The sequence below is a fragment of the Pseudomonas piscis genome, from assembly GCF_009380155.1.
In the GTDB taxonomy this organism is placed as follows: domain Bacteria; phylum Pseudomonadota; class Gammaproteobacteria; order Pseudomonadales; family Pseudomonadaceae; genus Aquipseudomonas; species Aquipseudomonas piscis.
In genome coordinates this window covers 58,818-75,564 of the sequence record NZ_WHUV01000008.1, presented here as the reverse complement: position 1 = coordinate 75,564, position 16,747 = coordinate 58,818, and the positions used below count along the sequence as shown (strand labels likewise).

15 protein-coding genes are annotated in these 16,747 nt (G+C 65.6%); 9 read left to right on the top strand and 6 right to left on the bottom strand.

Features of this window, described 5'->3' with window-relative positions; all coding sequences use genetic code 11:
• Positions 1-47: 47 nt before the first annotated feature.
• A complete protein-coding gene (gene soxR / locus GDH07_RS30765) occupies positions 48-533 on the bottom strand; it encodes a redox-sensitive transcriptional activator SoxR (protein WP_022638981.1) in 486 nt (161 codons plus the stop codon).
• Between the two features lie 95 nt (positions 534-628).
• On the opposite strand from soxR, the gene GDH07_RS30760 reads away from it, so the two are divergent.
• Complete coding sequence (locus tag GDH07_RS30760) at positions 629-1,828, top strand: efflux RND transporter periplasmic adaptor subunit (RefSeq protein ID WP_256578740.1); 1,200 nt, start codon at positions 629-631, stop codon at positions 1,826-1,828.
• A gap of 12 nt (positions 1,829-1,840) precedes the next feature.
• Positions 1,841-5,002 (top strand): efflux RND transporter permease subunit, encoded by a 3,162-nt coding sequence (locus GDH07_RS30755; protein ID WP_152899743.1) that lies wholly within the window; start codon positions 1,841-1,843, stop codon positions 5,000-5,002.
• Between the two features lie 99 nt (positions 5,003-5,101).
• Here the strand turns inward: GDH07_RS30755 and GDH07_RS30750 are convergent, their stop codons facing one another.
• From GDH07_RS30750 to GDH07_RS30740, 3 genes are all read right to left on the bottom strand, one after another.
• Entirely contained in the window at positions 5,102-6,157 is a 1,056-nt protein-coding gene (locus tag GDH07_RS30750; protein WP_152899742.1) for a YkvI family membrane protein, read from the bottom strand.
• Positions 6,158-6,258: 101 nt separating this feature from the next.
• Positions 6,259-6,636, bottom strand: a complete 378-nt coding sequence (locus GDH07_RS30745; RefSeq protein WP_022638986.1) for a RidA family protein — start codon at positions 6,634-6,636, stop codon at positions 6,259-6,261.
• A 28-nt stretch (positions 6,637-6,664) separates the two neighbouring features.
• Positions 6,665-7,801 carry an NAD(P)/FAD-dependent oxidoreductase gene (locus tag GDH07_RS30740; RefSeq protein ID WP_152899741.1) on the bottom strand — a complete coding sequence of 379 codons (1,137 nt, stop codon included), beginning with the start codon at positions 7,799-7,801 and terminating at the stop codon, positions 6,665-6,667.
• A 166-nt stretch (positions 7,802-7,967) separates the two neighbouring features.
• Between GDH07_RS30740 and GDH07_RS30735 the strand changes: the two genes are divergently transcribed.
• Complete coding sequence (locus GDH07_RS30735) at positions 7,968-8,585, top strand: helix-turn-helix domain-containing protein (RefSeq protein WP_022638988.1); 618 nt, start codon at positions 7,968-7,970, stop codon at positions 8,583-8,585.
• A gap of 50 nt (positions 8,586-8,635) precedes the next feature.
• Here GDH07_RS30735 and GDH07_RS30730 read toward each other — a convergent pair whose 3' ends face one another.
• Both GDH07_RS30730 and GDH07_RS30725 read right to left on the bottom strand, forming a co-directional pair.
• Positions 8,636-9,541, bottom strand: a complete 906-nt coding sequence (locus GDH07_RS30730) for a proline iminopeptidase-family hydrolase (protein WP_053136865.1) — start codon at positions 9,539-9,541, stop codon at positions 8,636-8,638.
• Between the two features lie 89 nt (positions 9,542-9,630).
• Positions 9,631-10,392, bottom strand: coding sequence for a LuxR family transcriptional regulator (locus tag GDH07_RS30725; protein WP_022638990.1), 762 nt, complete (start codon positions 10,390-10,392; stop codon positions 9,631-9,633).
• 164 nt (positions 10,393-10,556) lie between these two features.
• On the opposite strand from GDH07_RS30725, the gene GDH07_RS30720 reads away from it, so the two are divergent.
• The 6 genes from GDH07_RS30720 to GDH07_RS30695 are packed head-to-tail and all read left to right on the top strand — an operon-like array spanning position 10,557 to position 16,737.
• Positions 10,557-11,444: a proline iminopeptidase-family hydrolase gene (locus GDH07_RS30720; RefSeq protein ID WP_152899740.1), complete on the top strand. Its 888-nt coding sequence runs from the start codon at positions 10,557-10,559 to the stop codon at positions 11,442-11,444.
• Positions 11,445-11,447: 3 nt separating this feature from the next.
• Positions 11,448-12,395: an ABC transporter permease gene (locus GDH07_RS30715; protein WP_053136871.1), complete on the top strand. Its 948-nt coding sequence runs from the start codon at positions 11,448-11,450 to the stop codon at positions 12,393-12,395.
• Positions 12,392-13,243: an ABC transporter permease gene (locus GDH07_RS30710; RefSeq protein WP_022638993.1), complete on the top strand. Its 852-nt coding sequence runs from the start codon at positions 12,392-12,394 to the stop codon at positions 13,241-13,243. The genes GDH07_RS30715 and GDH07_RS30710 overlap by 4 nt, the downstream gene beginning before the upstream one ends.
• Positions 13,240-14,226, top strand: coding sequence for an ABC transporter ATP-binding protein (locus tag GDH07_RS30705; protein WP_031319936.1), 987 nt, complete (start codon positions 13,240-13,242; stop codon positions 14,224-14,226). The genes GDH07_RS30710 and GDH07_RS30705 overlap by 4 nt, the downstream gene beginning before the upstream one ends.
• On the top strand, positions 14,223-15,194 hold the full coding sequence (locus GDH07_RS30700; RefSeq protein ID WP_053136879.1) for an ABC transporter ATP-binding protein: 972 nt from the start codon (positions 14,223-14,225) through the stop codon (positions 15,192-15,194). The genes GDH07_RS30705 and GDH07_RS30700 overlap by 4 nt, the downstream gene beginning before the upstream one ends.
• A gap of 28 nt (positions 15,195-15,222) precedes the next feature.
• On the top strand, positions 15,223-16,737 hold the full coding sequence (locus GDH07_RS30695) for an ABC transporter substrate-binding protein (protein ID WP_053136882.1): 1,515 nt from the start codon (positions 15,223-15,225) through the stop codon (positions 16,735-16,737).
• The last annotated feature ends 10 nt before the right edge of the window (positions 16,738-16,747 follow it).

The following is a 16,747-nucleotide window of genomic DNA, read 5'->3' as shown; positions in this document are numbered from 1 at the left end:
TCCAGGCACACGCTGGCAGCCCCGATAGCCACTGAGCTGCCAGAAACTCAAGCTTCCCCCCGCAATTCCTCCACATCGATCTTCTCGTCGCCGATCCAGCGCCGGGCGCCGCAGCCGTTGCGCGAGTAGATGTCCCCCGGGTTGTTCATCTTGCAATGGTCCATGGACATGCAGCCGCAGCCGATGCATTCCTCCAGGCTCATGTTCAGCCGTTCCAGCTCGGCGATGCGCTGTTGCACCCGGGCTTTCCAGGTGGCGGACAGGCGTTGCCAGTCTTCGCCCATGGGGGCGTGGTTGTTGGGCAGGCCGTCGAGCTGCTCGCTGATTTCCTCCAGGGAGAAGCCCACCCGCTGGGCGAACACTATGTAGGCCACGCGCCGCAGCACCGAGCGTGGATAGCGCCGGTGGCCGCTGCCGGAACGGGCTGAATTGATCAGCCCGCGGGACTCGTAGAAACGCAGCGCCGAGGCGTTGACTCCGCTGCGTCGGGCGATTTCGGTGATGGTCAGGTGAGGATCGCCTTGGGAATACATGCTCGCTCCTGGGAGGGCTTTACTTAAAGTTGACTTTAACTTGTACCGTGCCGGCAGCAAAAAACCAATGTTCGATTGTCGGGGAGTGCATGTTCGTGAATTCAGCCCAGCGAGTTCTCTACCGGGCCCGTGGTGTATCGCGAGGTGTGGCGTTGTACGGCGTGGTCCTGGCCTTGGCGGCCTGTGGTGAAAGCAAGGCGCCCCCGGCGGCGCAGGCTCCGGAGGTGGAGGTCAGTACCCTGGCCTTGCGCAGTATCCGCGAGTGGGACCAGTTCAATGGGCGCATCAGTGCGGTGGACACCGTCGACCTGCGGCCTCGGGTCAGCGGTTATGTCGACCGGGTGGCGTTTCGCGATGGTGAACAGGTGCGCCAGGGCCAGGTGCTGTTCGAGATCGATCCGCGGCCTTACCGTGAGGCCCTGGCCAGCGCCGAGGCGCGCCTGCAGCAGGCCCAGGCTTCGCTGCGCCTGGCCAAGGCCCAGGACCAGCGCGGCCAGGCGCTGGTTCGCCAGGCGGCGATTTCTCGCGAGGAGGGCGATATCCGCAGCGCCTCCCTGGGCCAGGGCCAGGCCCAGGTCAATGCGGCCATCGCCGATGTCGCCATGGCCCGGCTCAACCTGGGGTTCACCCAGGTACGGGCGCCGTTCGCCGGGCGCGCCGGGCGGGCGCAGATCACCGCGGGCAACCTGGCCCAAGCCGACCAGACAGTACTGACCACAGTGGTGTCCCAGGACCCGATATACGTCTACTTCGATGCCGACGAGCACAGCTTCCTGCGTTACAGCGACCAGGCCGTGGCGGGTGCCCGCCCGGGGCTGGCCCATCAGGTGCGGGTCGGCCTGGCCAGCCAGCGCGACAGTTTCCCCTTCAGCGGCCAGGTGGACTTCCTGGATAACCGGGTGGATGCCACCACCGGCACCATCCGCGCCCGGGCGGTGCTACCTAACCCCGACGGCAAGCTGACCCCCGGGCTGTATGCGCGGGTGCGCCTGGAGGGCGCCGGGGAAACCCAGGCGCTGCTGGTGGACGATCGCGCGATCCTCACCGACCAGAACCGCAAGTACGTGTATGTGCTGGGCCCGGAGGACAAGGCCGTGCGCAAGGACGTGACCCTCGGGCGCTTGCTCGATGGCTTGCGGGTGATCGAGTCGGGCCTGGCCCCAGGCGACCAGGTGGTGGTCAGCGGCGCACAGAAGATCTTCTACCCCGGCATGCCGATCCGCCCCAAGGAGGTGGCGCCGCCCGTCGCGAAGCCGTCGTTGAGCCCTGATGCCCCGGCGTTGTCGGCCCACTGACGGAGACGGAACATGGATTTCTCGAAGTTCTTCATCGACCGGCCGATCTTCGCCATTGTCTTGTCGATCATCATTTTCGCCCTGGGGCTGATCTCGATCCCGCTGCTGCCCTCCGGGGAATACCCCGAGGTGGTGCCGCCCAGCGTCATGGTCCGCGCCACCTATCCCGGCGCCAACCCCAAGGAAATCGCCGAGTCGGTGGCGGTGCCCCTGGAGGAGGCGATCAACGGCGTCGAAGGCATCATGTACATGAAGTCGGTGGCCGGCTCCAACGGCACCCTGGCCCTGACCGTGACCTTCAGCCCCGGCATCGATCCGGACGCCGCCGCAGTGCGGGTGCAGAACCGCGTCAGCCAGGCGTTGTCACGCTTGCCAGAGGAGGTGCGGCAATACGGCGTCACCACCCAGAAGCAGTCGCCGACCCCGCTGATGTACGTCAGCCTGTATTCCAAGGAAGGCCACTACGACTCGCTGTACTTGCGCAACTACCTGACCCTGCACGTCAAGGATGCGCTGTCGCGCCTGCCCGGCATCGGTGATGTCGGGGTCTATGGCTCCGGCGACTACGCCATGCGCCTGTGGCTGGACCCCGATGCTTTGGCGTCTCGCGGGTTGACGGCGGCCGACGTGCTGAGCGCCGTGCGCGAGCAGAACGTGCAGGTCTCGGCGGGCCAGCTGGGGGCCGAACCATCGCCGCAGAAGGCCGATTTCCTGTTGTCGATCAACGTTCGCGGACGCCTGCGCAGCGAGCAGGAGTTCGGCGATATCGTGCTCAAGTCCGGCAGGGACGGCCAGGTGGTGCGGTTGTCCGACGTGGCGCGCATCGAGCTGGGGGCTGGCGACTACACCCTGCGTGCCTCCCTGGACGGCAAGGAGCAGGCCACCGTGGGCATCTTCCTGCTGCCGGGGGCCAACGCCTTGCAGGTGGCCGATGCGGTCTATGCCAAGTTCGACGAGCTGGCGCAGACCTTCCCCGAGGATGTGGCCTACAAGGCGATCTGGGACCCGACGGTGTTCGTCCGCGAGTCCATCGCCGCAGTGCAGCACACCTTGATCGAGGCAGTGATCCTGGTGGTGCTGGTGGTGATCGTGTTCCTGCAGACCTGGCGGGCTTCGATCATTCCGCTGCTGGCGGTGCCGGTGTCGATCATCGGCACCTTCGCCTGGCTCTACCTGCTGGGGTACTCGATCAACACCCTGACGCTGTTCGGCATGGTGCTGGCCATCGGCATCGTGGTGGACGACGCCATCGTGGTGGTGGAGAACGTCGAGCGCTTCATCGCCCAGGGCCTGCGCCCGCGGGAGGCCGCGCACCGGGCGATGAAGGAGGTCTCCGGGCCGATCGTCGCCATCGCCCTGGTGCTGTGTGCGGTGTTCGTGCCCATGGCCTTCCTCTCGGGCGTCACCGGGCAGTTCTACAAGCAGTTCGCGGTGACCATCGCCATCTCCACGGTGATCTCGGCGATCAACTCGCTGACTCTGTCGCCGGCGCTGGCGGCCAAGCTGCTCAAGCCCCACGATGCCCCCAAGGACCCTCTGGAACGCTTGATCCAGCGCCTGCTGGGCGGCTTCTTCAAGGTCTTCAACCGCTTCTTCAATCGCAGCTCCGAGCGCTACCAGGGATCGGTCACCGGGATCCTGCGTCATCGCGGCAGTGTCTTCGCGATCTACGGCCTGTTGCTGGTGGCCACGGTCTGGCTGTTCCAGATCGTGCCCGGCGGTTTCATCCCGACCCAGGACAAGCTCTACCTGTTCGCCGGCACCAAGCTGCCCGAGGGGTCGTCGCTGTCGCGCACCGACGAGCTGACGCGCAAGGTCATCGAGACCGCCCTGAGCGTGGAAGGCGTGGACATGGCGCCGGCCTTCAGTGGCCTGAATGCCTTGCAGGGGGTGAATACGCCCAACGTGATGGCGGCGTACATCATCCTCAAGCCGTTCGACCAGCGCACCCGCAGCGCCGCGCAGATCAACGCCGAGCTCAACGCCAAGCTGTCGCAACTGCATGAAGGCTTCGCCTATGCGCTGTTGCCGCCACCGATCCAGGGCCTGGGCAACGGCTCGGGCTACGCCTTGTACCTGGAGGATCGCGAGGGCCTGGGCTACGGCGCCCTGCAAGGGGCCATGAGCGCCTTCCAGGCGGCCGTGGCCCGGACCCCGGGCATGAGCTTCCCGGTGAGTTCCTACCAGGCCAACATTCCCCAGCTGGAGGTGCAGGTCGACCGGGTCAAGGCCAAGGCCCAGGGTGTGGCCCTGAGCGATGTGTTCAACACCTTGCAGGTCTACCTGGGCTCGGCCTACGTCAACGACTTCAACCTGTTCGGGCGGGTGTACCGGGTGATGGCCCAGGCCGACGCCCGTTATCGCCAGAGCGCCGAGGACATCGGCGCGCTGCGGGTACGCAACGACCGGGGCGAGATGGTGCCGCTGGCAGCGATGATCACCGTCACCCACACCTTCGGCCCGGACCCGGTGGTGCGCTACAACGGCTACCCGGCGGCGGGGATGATCGGCGATGCCAACCCCAAGCAGCTGTCCTCGGCCCAGGCCCTGGTCAAGTTGCAGGAGATCGCCGACCAGGTGCTGCCCAAGGGCATCGTCCTGGAGTGGACCGACCTGAGTTATCAACAGGTGACCCAGAGCCATGCGGCGCTGGTGGTCTTCCCCCTTGCGGTGATGCTGGTGTTCCTGGTGCTGGCGGCGCTCTATGAAAGCTGGACCCTGCCCCTGGCGGTGATCCTGATCGTGCCGGTGTGCATGCTGGCGGCGCTGAGCGGGGTATGGCTCAGCGGTGGCGACAACAACGTGTTCGTCCAGGTCGGGTTGGTGGTGCTGATGGGCCTGGCCTGCAAGAACGCGATCCTCATCGTCGAGTTCGCCCGGGAGCTGGAAGCCCAGGGCTGGGGTATCGTCGACGCGGCGCTGGAGGCCTGCCGCCTGCGTCTGCGGCCGATCGTCATGACTTCGGTGGCCTTCATCGCCGGGGCTGTGCCGTTGCTGATCGGTACGGGCGCCGGTAGCGAGATTCGCGCCGCGACCGGGATTACGGTGTTCTTCGGCATGCTCGGGGTGACGCTCCTGGGCTTGTTCCTGACCCCGGTGTTCTACGTGACCCTGCGCAAGCTGGCCGGTGGCTCGGTGCATGCCCTGGCGCAGGCCGAGCCGGTTCAGCCGTAGGGCTGCCTGGCGCAACGAGACAGCGGGTGCCTTCGGGCACCCGCTGTCGGTTCAGGCCGGGCTTTTGTGGCTTGTACCGAGCCTATCCGAGCTGGCGCCTTACGCCATGGCCAGCCGCCGTGGGCGCAGCCAGCCGATGATCACGGCGGCGATCAGCAGGAACCCCAGGTAGCCGAAGAACGGGTAGACCTGGCCCACCAGGCTGATGAAGCCCACCAGGCTGCCGACGAAGGCCAGGGCCCCGGCCAGGATCGAGCCGATGCGGAACTGCCGGGTGCCGGCGGGCAGCAGGCGGGCGGAGAAGGAGTACAGGGTGCCGACGGCGGTGTTGAGGATCATGCAGAAGATGATCAGCGCCATCAGCAGGCCCAGGGTCGGCGAGACTTCGCTGGCGATCGACAGCATCGGCATTGGCAACTGTGCCACGCTGTCCAGGCGCGACAGCAGGCCCAGACTCATCACCAGCATCAAGACGCCCAGCAAGGCGCCACCAAGGATGCCGCCCCACATTGCCTGTTTCTCACCCTTGGCCGCACCACCCATGATCGCCAGGATCGGCACCCCGGCGACGATGTTGTAGGAGACGTAGAGCAGGGCGCCCAGCAGCCAGTGGCTGGCCCCGGCCTGTTGCTGGCTGGCCAGGTGGTCGAGTTGCTCGAAGTCCAGGTGGCGGGTCGCGGCGCCGTACAGGGCGATGCCCACGGCGGTGATGATGAGAAACGGGGTCACCGCGCCGATCATGCCGATCACTTTGTGCACGTCCAGGCAGACGATGGCCACCACCACCAGGGTCACCAGCACGCTGCCGGTGATGGCCGGGATGCCGAACTGCTGCTCCAGCAGGGCGCCGCCGCCGGCGAGCATGACCACGGTCACGGCGAACATGAAGAAGGTGATCATCAGGTCCACCAGGGCGCCCAGGTGCCGGCCGCACAGGGCATGCACCACGTCTTTATGCGAAGCAGCCCGCAAGCGGCTGCCCAGGCTGGCCAGGGCCATGCCGAGGAAGGTGAACAGCGCGGCGCTGACCACGGCCCCGAGCAAGCCCCAGACGCCGAAGTCGACGAACATCAGCAGCAGCTCCCGGCCGGAGGCGAACCCCGCCCCGACAATCACACCGACGAAGGCGCCGGCGATCTTCAGACTTTCTTTCATGACGATTGGCCTCGGATTGTTCTTGTTATGTAAGGAGGACGCCACGGCGCTGGAGGGCCGTGGTCATCCTGGGCATCGCACTTGAAGGTTGGGCGGGTGGCTCAGTTGTCCCCGACCCAGACCTGGACTTCGATCTCTACGTCCACGCCCAGCGCCAGTTGCGCAGCGACCGTGGAGCGCACCGGGAAACCGTTCTTGAAGTAGCCCTGGTACACCTCGTTGAAGCCGGCGAAGTGCTGCATGTCGGTGATCCAGACGGTGCTTTTCACCACCTGGTCGAAGCTCGCGCCGCACTCGGCCAGGGTGTCGCCGATGCGCTGCATGGCCGCGTCGGTCTGGACGCGAATATCGCCACGTACCACTTCGCCTTCGGCGCTCATGGGGATCTGCCCGGAGAGAAACAGGAAGCCGCCGACCCGGATCGCCCTGGAGAAGGGCAGGGGCAGGGAGCTGGGGTAACGCTGGATTTCGTTGGACATGGAGTATTCCTCGTGGACGGGGTTTGGATTAACGCAAGCGTGCCGGGGCCAGGCGCTGCGGGTCGACGCCCTGGCTGAGCAGTTCTTCGGGGACCGGTTGGCCGAGCAACAGGGCACAGGCCAGTTGCGAGACACCGGCGGCCGACTGGATGCCGTAGCCGCCCTGGGCCGCGAGCCAGAAGAAGCCTTCGCGGTCGTCGTCCCAGCCCACCACCAGGTCGCCATCGGCGACGAAGGAGCGCAGGCCGGCCCAGCTGTGGCGCGGACGGCGGATGTTCAGCGAGGTGGCGTTCTGGATGTGGTAGATGCCGGTGGCGATGTCCAGCTCCTCGGGCATCACGTCCTGGGGCGGCACCGGGTCGGCGTTGGCCGGGGAACCGAGCAGCTGGCCGGCATCGGGCTTGAAGTAGAAGCTTTCGTCGATGCCGATCACTGCCGGCCAGCGGCTGAAGTCGGTGTCTTGTGGACCTTCGAAGGTGAAGGCGCTGCGCCGGCAAGGTTGCAGGCCCACGGGCGCCACGCCGCACAACCGGGCCACTTCGTCGGCCCAGGCGCCGGCGGCGTTCACCAGGCTGCGGGCCTGCACCTGCCGGCCATCCTTGAGCCTGAGGAGCCATTGGCGGTCTTCGCGGGTGGCCTCGACTATCTGCGCGTCGCACTGCAAGACCCCGCCGGCTCGGCGCATGGCCCGCAGGAAGCCCTGATGCAGGGCGTGCACGTCCAGGTCCTGGGCGGCGGTTTCCAGCATGGCGCCAGCGATGGCCTCGGGACGCAGGCAGGGCACCAGCGCCTGGGCCTGGTCGGCGTCGATCAGGCGCACATTGGCCGAGCGGGCGCGGGTTTCGTCGTAGGTCTGCTGCAATTGATCCAGCTGTTCGTGGTTGGCGACGTACAGGCAACCCCGGGGTTCGAGCAGCGGGTGCTCGCTGAAGCCTTCCGGAGGCCGTTGATAGAAGGCCCGGCTGGCGCGGGTCAGGGCCTGGATCTGCGGGGTGCCGTAGGCCTCCATGAACATCGCCGCCGAGCGCCCGGTGGCGTGATAGCCCGGCTGCGATTCGCGTTCCAGCACCAGCACGCTGGCCTGGCCGGCCAGGCGGTAGGCCAGGGAGGCTCCGGCGATACCGCCGCCGATGATGACGAAATCGAAGCATTGGGTGTCGTGCATGGCGAACTACCTTCATTGTCCGGAAAAGGGCTGCGAGATAAATTCTCGCATACGAGAAATCTAAGATATGAGAATTTTCCAGTCAACCGGGAATCATGGGGTAATATTTCGCCATTGGCCCCGGCTCCTGTCGCGGCAGTCCTTATCCGCCTGACAGAGAGCCTCCATGAGTGCCGACCGAGCCCAGCCCGCCTCGTGCTCCCCCGCCCATCCACTGACCGACCGGACCCAGGTCGGGGCGCGCCTGCGCAGCATCCGCAAGGCGCAGAAACTGACCCTCAAGCAGCTCTCGGAGCGCTCCGGCGTGGCGCTGTCGACCTTGTCGAAAATGGAGCTGGCCCAGGTTTCGGTGAGTTATGAAAAGCTCGCGGCGGCGGCCCGGGCCTTGGGTGTGGACATCGCCCAGCTATTCGCCCCGTCGGCCATGGCCAGCCGGGCGGTGCAGCCCACGGTGGTCAGCACCACCATCGCCGATGCCCCGGGCTACAGCACCGGCAACTATGACTACCACCCCATGGCCGGCGACTTTCCCGGGCGCAACATGACGCCCATGTATGCGCGGATCTTCGCCCGTGAGCTGCAGCAGTTCGAGGACTACATCCGCCACCCCGGGCAGGAGTTCGCCCTGGTGCTGTCCGGGAGGGTGCGCATCCAGTTCGAGACGGGGGAGCAGGTGAGCATCGGGCCGCAGGAAACCGCCTACTTCAACAGCAGCATCGGCCATATCTACCTGGCCGAAGGCGTGGAAGACGCCGAGGTGATGGTGGTGATGTCCGAGCGCTGAGCCCGGCGCCTGCCGGCCCAGGCCGCGAGAGGCCTGGGGCGAGGGGGAAATCAGCGGGCCAGGGATTCGTCGAGGAATTTCACCACGGTGCCCATGCAGGCCATGCGCTCCTCGATGTGGGGCATGTGGCTGGAGGCTTCGAACAGCGCCCAGCGAATATCCGGCACGAGATCCAGGAACGGCTTGACCACGGTTGGCGTGGCTTCGTCGTGGCGCCCGGAAATCAACAGGGTCGGCACCTTGATCCGGTGCAGGCCATCGACGATGGACAGGTCCTTGGTGTTGCCGATGATGTGGAATTCGTTGGGGCCGGTCATGGCGTGGTAGACGGTCGGGTCGGCATCGACCTGGGCGAAGGTGCGCGCCACTTCGTCCGGCCAGGGGCTGATCCGGCACACATGGCGGTCGTAGAACACCCGTGATGCGGCGAGGTATTCGGCGGCCCCGTAGTTACCAACCCGCTCGTGCTCGAGCAGCGTCTGCTGCACATCCTCTGGCAGGAGCTGGCGCAGACGATTGGCTTCCTCGACCCAGGTGCGCATGTCCGCCGGGGAGTTGGCGACGATCAGCGCGCGCAGGCCGGCCGGCTGCCGGGCCGCATGGGCGCTGGCCAGCATGCCGCCCCAGGACTGCCCCAGCAGCGCGTAGTCGTTGCTGATACGCAGGTGGTCGAGCAGGTTGTCCAGTTCTTCGAGGAACAGTTGCAGGTTCCAGAACGCAGGGTCTTTTTCCGGCAGGTGGGTCGAGTGGCCGTTGCCCAGTTGGTCGTAGTGGATCACCGGGCGCCCGCTGCTGGCGATGTCGCTGAAGGCGTCGAGGTAGTCGTGCGTGCAGCCCGGGCCGCCATGGATGATCACCAGCGGCGTGTAGCCGCTGTCCAGGTCGCCGGTGATGCGATACCAGGTCTGATAGGGACCAAAAGATGCAAAGCCTTCGCGTGTTGCGAGAAATTCCATTTCATGCCGCTCTGTGAAAAACCCTGCAACACAAGATACCGGGGCGCGGTCCTCGGGATAACTAGAGAAACAGATAGGTTTTTGCCGGCTCAGCTATCCAGGAGGCGGTAGTGGGTCGCCCTGACCACGGCCTGGACCCGGTTCTTGGCACCCAGCTTGTGCATCGCCGAGGTCAGGTGCAGGGTGATGGTGGCCAGCGAGCGGTTCAGGCGGCTGGCGATTTCGGCCGCTGTCAGCCCGTCGGCCGCGAGTTTCAAGCACTCGCGCTCGCGTTTGGTCAGGTGGATCCGGCAGGCCGGGGACTCCTTGGCCAGCAGCGGGAAGGCCGCCTCCTGCAGGGCGTGGGAGATCAGGGTGAAATCCCCCAGGGCCTGGCGGGCATCGGCGAGGGAACTGGCGCTGGTGTCCGAGCGCAGCCCCGTCAGGGTGGCGAAACCGCCCTTGGGCAGATGGATCGGCACCGTGACCCCGCAAGTCATCTGCGAATCATGCAGGTAGCTGATCACGGGCGCATGGTTGCGGTCCATGAACCGCTGCAGCACTGTCTCGTCTTCCGGGCGATAGGACCAGGCAAAAGGGGAAACGGCATCGACCGCCACGTGCTGGACGGGATCGATCTGGTAGAAGCCTTCCTGGCACCAGAGCGACTGCCAGTCATCGGGGGTGTTGCGCAGCCTGACCACCGAAGGGGTGAGCAATATTCCCTCGTGGTCCAGCGGTACCGGACTGTAGTCGTAGACCAGGGCATCGAAGCCCAGCGCCTGGGCCATGCGCAATACGTTGTCCATCTGTTCGTCCAGGCTCCTGCCGGACACGAGACGGGCATTGAAATCAGACAGCTTGGTCTGCATCCATTCAGCTCCCTTGGCAATTTCAATCCTGAAATCGGGCCGGTAGAATGCCACGCCCGGACAAAGGACTGCCAGACCAAACCTATAGGAAATACTAGGTTATGGACGTACGGCTTCCTCGGTAAGGTTTCGCCAAAAGGGCATTGACCAGATGGAGAACAAGGATGTGGCGTGAAGTCGAGCCAGACCAGCGATACGAAGTGCAAGTCGATGGTCACAAACTGGTGGCCTATGGCTTTGGCGAAGGCGATGAGGTGCTGTTGTGCCTGAACGGCGGCCCGGGCCTGCCCTGCGATTACCTGCGCGATAGCCATGGCTGGCTCAAGGAGCATGGGTTGCGGGTGATTGCCTTCGACCAGCTGGGCACCGGCGCCTCGGACCGGCCCACCGATCCGGCGCTGTGGGATATCGGCCGCTACGTGGCCGAGGTGGAGACCGTGCGCCAGACCCTGGAGCTGGGCCAGGTCCACCTGCTGGGGCATTCCTGGGGTGGCTGGCTGGGGATCGAATACGCTATCCATCATCCCCAGGCCCTCAAGACCCTGATCCTGGAGAACACCGCCGGCGACCTGCCGCACCTGTCCCTGGAACTGGAGCGCCTGCGCAGCGCCCTGGGCAGCGAGACCTTGGCCATGATGCAGCGCCACGAGGCCATGGGCACCCTGGATCATCCCCAGTACCAGGCCGCGGTCACCCTGCTCAACTACCGGCACGTGTGCCGCCTGGACCAATGGCCGGCACCGGTGAACCGTTCCCTGGGCGACTGGAACATGGGGCCGTACGTCACCATGCAGGGCCCCAACGAATTCCTCTATACCGGTAATCTCAAGGACTGGAACCGCATCCAGGAGATGGCCAGCTTCCAGATGCCGGTACTGATCACCACCGGCCAGCACGACGAGCTGACCCCGGCCTGCGCCATGCGCATGAAGATGGCGCTCAAGGATGCCCAGTTGCATGTCTTCCCCAACAGCAGCCATATGCCGTTCTACGAAGAACCCCAGGCCTACTTCCCGGTGTTGCTGGACTTTCTGCAGCGCCACCGGAGCTAGTGCATGAACCTGGCGCGTTATCGCTTCATCCTGTCGCGCCCGCTGCAGCTGTTGCCGGTGTTGTTCGGCATCAGCCTGATCACCTTCGTGCTGGTGCGCTCGATTCCTGGCGACCCGGCACGGGCGTTGCTGGGCTCGCGCAGTACCCCGGATGCGTTGATCAAGATCCGTGCCCAGTACGGCCTCGACCAGCCGTTGTGGCTGCAGTACTTCTATTTCCTCAAGAACCTGCTCAAGGGCGATCTCGGCCAGTCGCTGCTGTACAAGGTCGATGCCCTCAAGCTGATTGCCAGCCGCATCGAGCCGACGCTGTTGCTGGTGTCCGGCAGCGTGGTGCTGGCGCTGTTGATCGCCATTCCCCTGGCCACGCTGGCGGCGCGCAACAAGGGCGGCTGGAGCGATCACCTGATCCGCCTGTTCACCACCGCCGGCCTCGGGATGCCGGCGTTCTGGCTGGGGATCATGCTGATCCTGCTGTTGAGCGTGCAGTTGGGGCTGTTCCCGGTCTCGGGTTATGGCCGCACCCTGGCCGACAAGCTGCACCACATGGTCCTGCCGTGCCTGACCATTGCCCTGGCGCTATCGGCGGTGCTGGTGCGCAACCTGCGGGCCAGCATGCTCATGGAGCTGCAGGCCGACCACGCCACTGCTGCCCGGGCCCGAGGCTTGTCCGAAGGGGCGATCTTTCGCCGGCATGTCTTGCCCAACTCGCTGGTGCCGGCGGTCAACCTGCTGGCGGTGAACATCGGCTGGCTGATCAGCGGCACGGTGGTCATCGAAAGCCTGTTCGCCATTCCCGGCATCGGCCAGTTGCTGGTGCGTGGCATCTTCACCCGTGACTACATGGTGGTGCAGGGCGTGGCCATGGTGCTGGCCTGCGCCACGGTGCTGGTCAACTTCCTCGCCGACGTGGTGACGGTGGCGATCGATCCCCGGGTGAACATGCGATGAGCGTCCAGGCCTCGATCCCCGCCGGGCGCCTGGGCCTGGGCTTGCGCAATGGCCGGTTGGCCACGGTGCTGGGCCTGGCCATCGTCGGCGGCTGGTTGCTGCTGGCGCTCTGCGCGCCCTGGGTCGCGCCTTTCGACCCGATCGCGCAGAACACCGATATCCGCCTGTTGGCGCCGAGCCTGGCCCATCCCTTTGGCACCGACAACTTCGGGCGCGACATCCTCTCCCGGGTGATCTGGGGCGCGCGCATCGACTTGCAACTGGCGGTGATCGGCGTGTTGTTCCCGTTCCTCATCGGCACTTGCATCGGCGCCTTGGCCGGTTACATCGGCGGGCGTTTCGACACGGTGTGCATGCGCTTGATCGATGTGATCCTGGCCTTCCCGTTCCTGGTGCTGATGCTGGCGATCATGGCCATCCTCGGGCCGGGCCTGAGCAACTTCTACATCGCCATGGCCCTGGTGGGCTGGGTGTCCTACGCGCGGCTGATCCGCTCGCAGATCCTGGTGCTCAAGCACAGCGATTTCGTCCTGGCGGCCAAGAGCCTGGGGTTCGGCCATGGGCGCATCCTGTTCCGCCATTTGCTGCCCAATGCGCTGTTCGGCTCGATAGTGTTCTCCATGTCCGACGCGGTGCTGGTGCTGCTCAATGGCGCAGCGGTCAGCTACCTGGGCCTTGGTGTGCAACCACCTACTGCGGAGTGGGGCACCATGGTCGCCGAGGGCCAGAGCTTCATCACCTCGGCCTGGTGGCTCTGCACTTTCCCGGGATTGGCCATCGTCACCCTGGCCATGGGCTTCAGCCTGTTGGCCGACGGCGTCGCCGAGCACTTCGGGGGGCGCCCATGAGCTCGCCGGTATTGCGTGTCGAAGAACTCAGCGTGATCGCCCAAAACGATGGCCGTGAGGTCACCCTGGTGGATCGCTTGTCATTCGACCTGGCCGAGGGCGAGATCCTTGGCCTGGTGGGCGAGAGCGGCTCGGGCAAGACCATGGCCTGCCGGGCGCTGATGCGCCTGTTGCCGGCGACCAACCTGCGGGTCCAGGGCAAGGCCGTGCAACTGGCCGGCCAGGACTTGCTGCAACTGGATGAGGGCGGTATGCGCAGTGTGCGCGGTCGGCGCCTGGGGATGATCTTCCAGAACCCCAGCAGTCATCTCGACCCGCTGATGCGCATCGGCGAGCAGATATCCGAGGGTATCCGTCTGCACCAGGGCGCCTCCAGGCGCGAGGCGCGGGCCAAGGCCATCGATGTGCTGCGCCAGGTAGGCATTCCCGACCCGCAGCGGCGGATCGACAGCTACCCCCACGAGTTTTCCGGCGGCATGCGCCAGCGAGCGATGATCGCCGTGGCCCTGGGCTGCAATCCCCAGGTGCTGATCGCCGACGAGCCGACTACGGCCCTGGACGTCACCGTGCAGGCGCAGATCCTGCGCCTGCTGCTGGACCTGCGCGACCGGCATGGGCTGTCGATCATCATGATCACCCACGACCTGGGCGTGGTCGCCCAGACCTGCGATGCCATCGCGGTGATGTACGCCGGCCGGCTCTGCGAACACGGCGACAAGCAGGCGCTGCTGGCCCATCCACGACATCCCTATACCGCGGCGCTGATCGGTTGCCAGCCGACCCATGGCGCCGGTGAAGCCCGGCTGCGTACCATCGCCGGCCAGCCGCCGTTGCTCGATGCCCTGCCGGCGGGTTGCCGTTTCAATCCCCGCTGCCTCCAGCCGGGCAGCCGTTGCGCGCAGGCGCTGCCGGACATGCAAGCCCTGGGGCAGGGCACGCGGGTGGCCTGTCATTACCCCTTGCTGGCTGGAAGCCCGTCATGAACCTGCTGCAAGTGAAGGACCTAGAGGTGCGCTTCGCCGCTCCCGGCACGGGTCTGTTCGGTTTCAAGCCTCAGTGGCTGCAAGCGGTCAACGGGGTGTCGCTGCACCTTGCCCCCGGGGAAATCCTGGGGCTGGTGGGCGAGTCGGGCAGCGGCAAGAGCACCTTGGGCCGCGCCATCCTGCGCCTGAATGACATCCACGCAGGCCAGGTGCTGTTCGATGGCGTGGACGTGACACGCGGCCGCAAGCCGGATATCCAGCACCTGCGCCGGCAGACCGCGATGATCTTCCAGGACCCCTATGCCGCGCTCAACCCGCGCCTGAGTATCGGCCAGGCCATAGCCGAAGTGCTGCGGGTACAGGGCGTGATCGCGGCGCCGTTGATTGCGCGCCGGGTCGACGAGTTGCTGACCCTGGTCGGGCTGCGCCCTGAACTGGCCGGGCGCAAGCCGGGCGAGCTCAGTGGCGGCCAGTGCCAGCGTGTGGGGATCGCCCGGGCGCTGGCAGTGGAACCGCGCTTGATCGTCGCCGATGAATGCGTGGCGGCGCTGGACGTGTCCATTCAGGGGCAGATCATCAACCTGCTGCTGGAGCTGCGCGAGCGCATGAACCTGGCGATCCTGTTCATCGCCCACGACCTGGCGATCGTCCAGCGCCTGTGCAGCCGGGTGGCGGTGATGTATCTGGGGCAGATCGTCGAGCAAGGGCCTACCGATGCGGTGTTCGGTGCCCCGCGCCATCCCTATACCGCTGCGTTGATCCAGTCGATCCCGCATATCGACCCCCATCGGCCTTTGGCGAGCGAACCCTTGCCGGGTGAGCCACCCAGCCCCTTGGAACTGCCAGGCGGCTGTGCCTTCCATCCGCGCTGCCGGCAGGCCCGATCCACCTGCGCCGCAACACCGCCACCCCATCGAAACCTGGGTGGGCACAGCTACCGTTGTGTGCTCGCCGAACCCGTGCTTTGAAATACGTTCATCAAAAAGGAGTTTGACCATGCGTTCGAAACACCTGCGGTTGCTGACCGCCGCCACATTGACCCTCTGTTCGTTGGCCGCCGGTATCGCCCAGGCGGCTGGGGTACTGACCATCGGTTGCCGTGAGGAAAGCACCACCTTCGACCCGATCAAGAGCGCGCAGAACCGCGACAGCTGGGTCTTTGCCAACGTCTACGACGTGCTGGTGCGGGTCGACAACACCGGCACCAAGCTGCTGCCGGGTTTGGCGGAAAGCTGGCAAGTATCTGCCGACGGCCTGACCTACACCTTCAAGCTGCGACCGGCCAAATTCTCCGACGGCTCGCCGATCACTGCTGGCGATGCCGCGTTCAGCCTGCTGCGGATTCGCGACAACAAGGGCTCGCTGTGGAGCGATTCCTACAAGATCATCGACAAGGCCCAAGCCACCGACCCGCAGACCCTGGTGGTGACCCTCAAGGCACCGTCCGTGCCTTTCCTCGCGCAACTGGCCACGCCCAACGTCTCGATCCTGTCGCAGAAGGCCATGGAGAAACTCGGCGAGGACGCCTATGCCCAGGAGCCCGTGGCCTCGGGTGCCTTCATCGTCAAGGAATGGCTGCGCGGCGAGCGCGTGGTGCTGGAGAAGAACCCGCACTTCTGGCAGGCCGACAAGGTGAGCCTGGATGGCGTGGAGTGGATCTCCATCCCGGACGACAACACCCGCATGCTGAAGGTCCAGGCCGGCGAGCTGGACTCGGCGATCTTCGTGCCGTTCTCCCGGGTCGAGACCCTGAAGAAAGACCCGAACCTGGTGATCCACATGGACCCGTCCACCCGTGAAGATCACTTGTTGATCAACCACGATCACGGCCTGCTGGGCAAACCCGAAGTGCGCCAGGCCCTGGACATGGCGATCGACAAGAAATCCCTGGTCGACACCGTGACCTTCGGCCTGGGCCAGGTGGCCTATTCCTACATCCCCAAGGGCGCGCTGTATCACAACGCCAACAACCCGCAGCGCCCCTATGACCCGGTCAAGGCCAAGCAGCTGTTGAAGGATGCCGGGGCCTCGGGCCTGAAGCTCAACTACGTGGTCAATGCCGGCAACGAGGCCGACGAGCAGATCGCCGTCCTGGTCCAGCAGCAACTGGCCGCCGTGGGCGTGACTGCCAACCTGCAGAAAGTCGACCCGACCCAGAGCTGGCAGATGCTGGTGGACGGCGACTACGACCTGTCGGTGATGTACTGGACCAACGACATCCTCGACCCCGACCAGAAGAGCACCTTCGTCCTCGGGCACGACACCAACATGAACTACATGACCCGCTACAAGAACGACAAGGTCAAGGCCCTGGTAGCCGATGCCCGGGTCGAGGCCGACCCGGCCAAGCGCCAGCAGATGTACACCGAGCTGCAGGCCATCGCCAAGCAGGACACCCACTGGATCGACCTCTACTACAGCCCGTACATCAACATCTCGCGCAAAAACATCGAGCACTTCCAGCAGAGCCCATTGGGCCGTCTGTCGCTGGAAGAGACGGTGAAGAACTGAGGGTGATGGA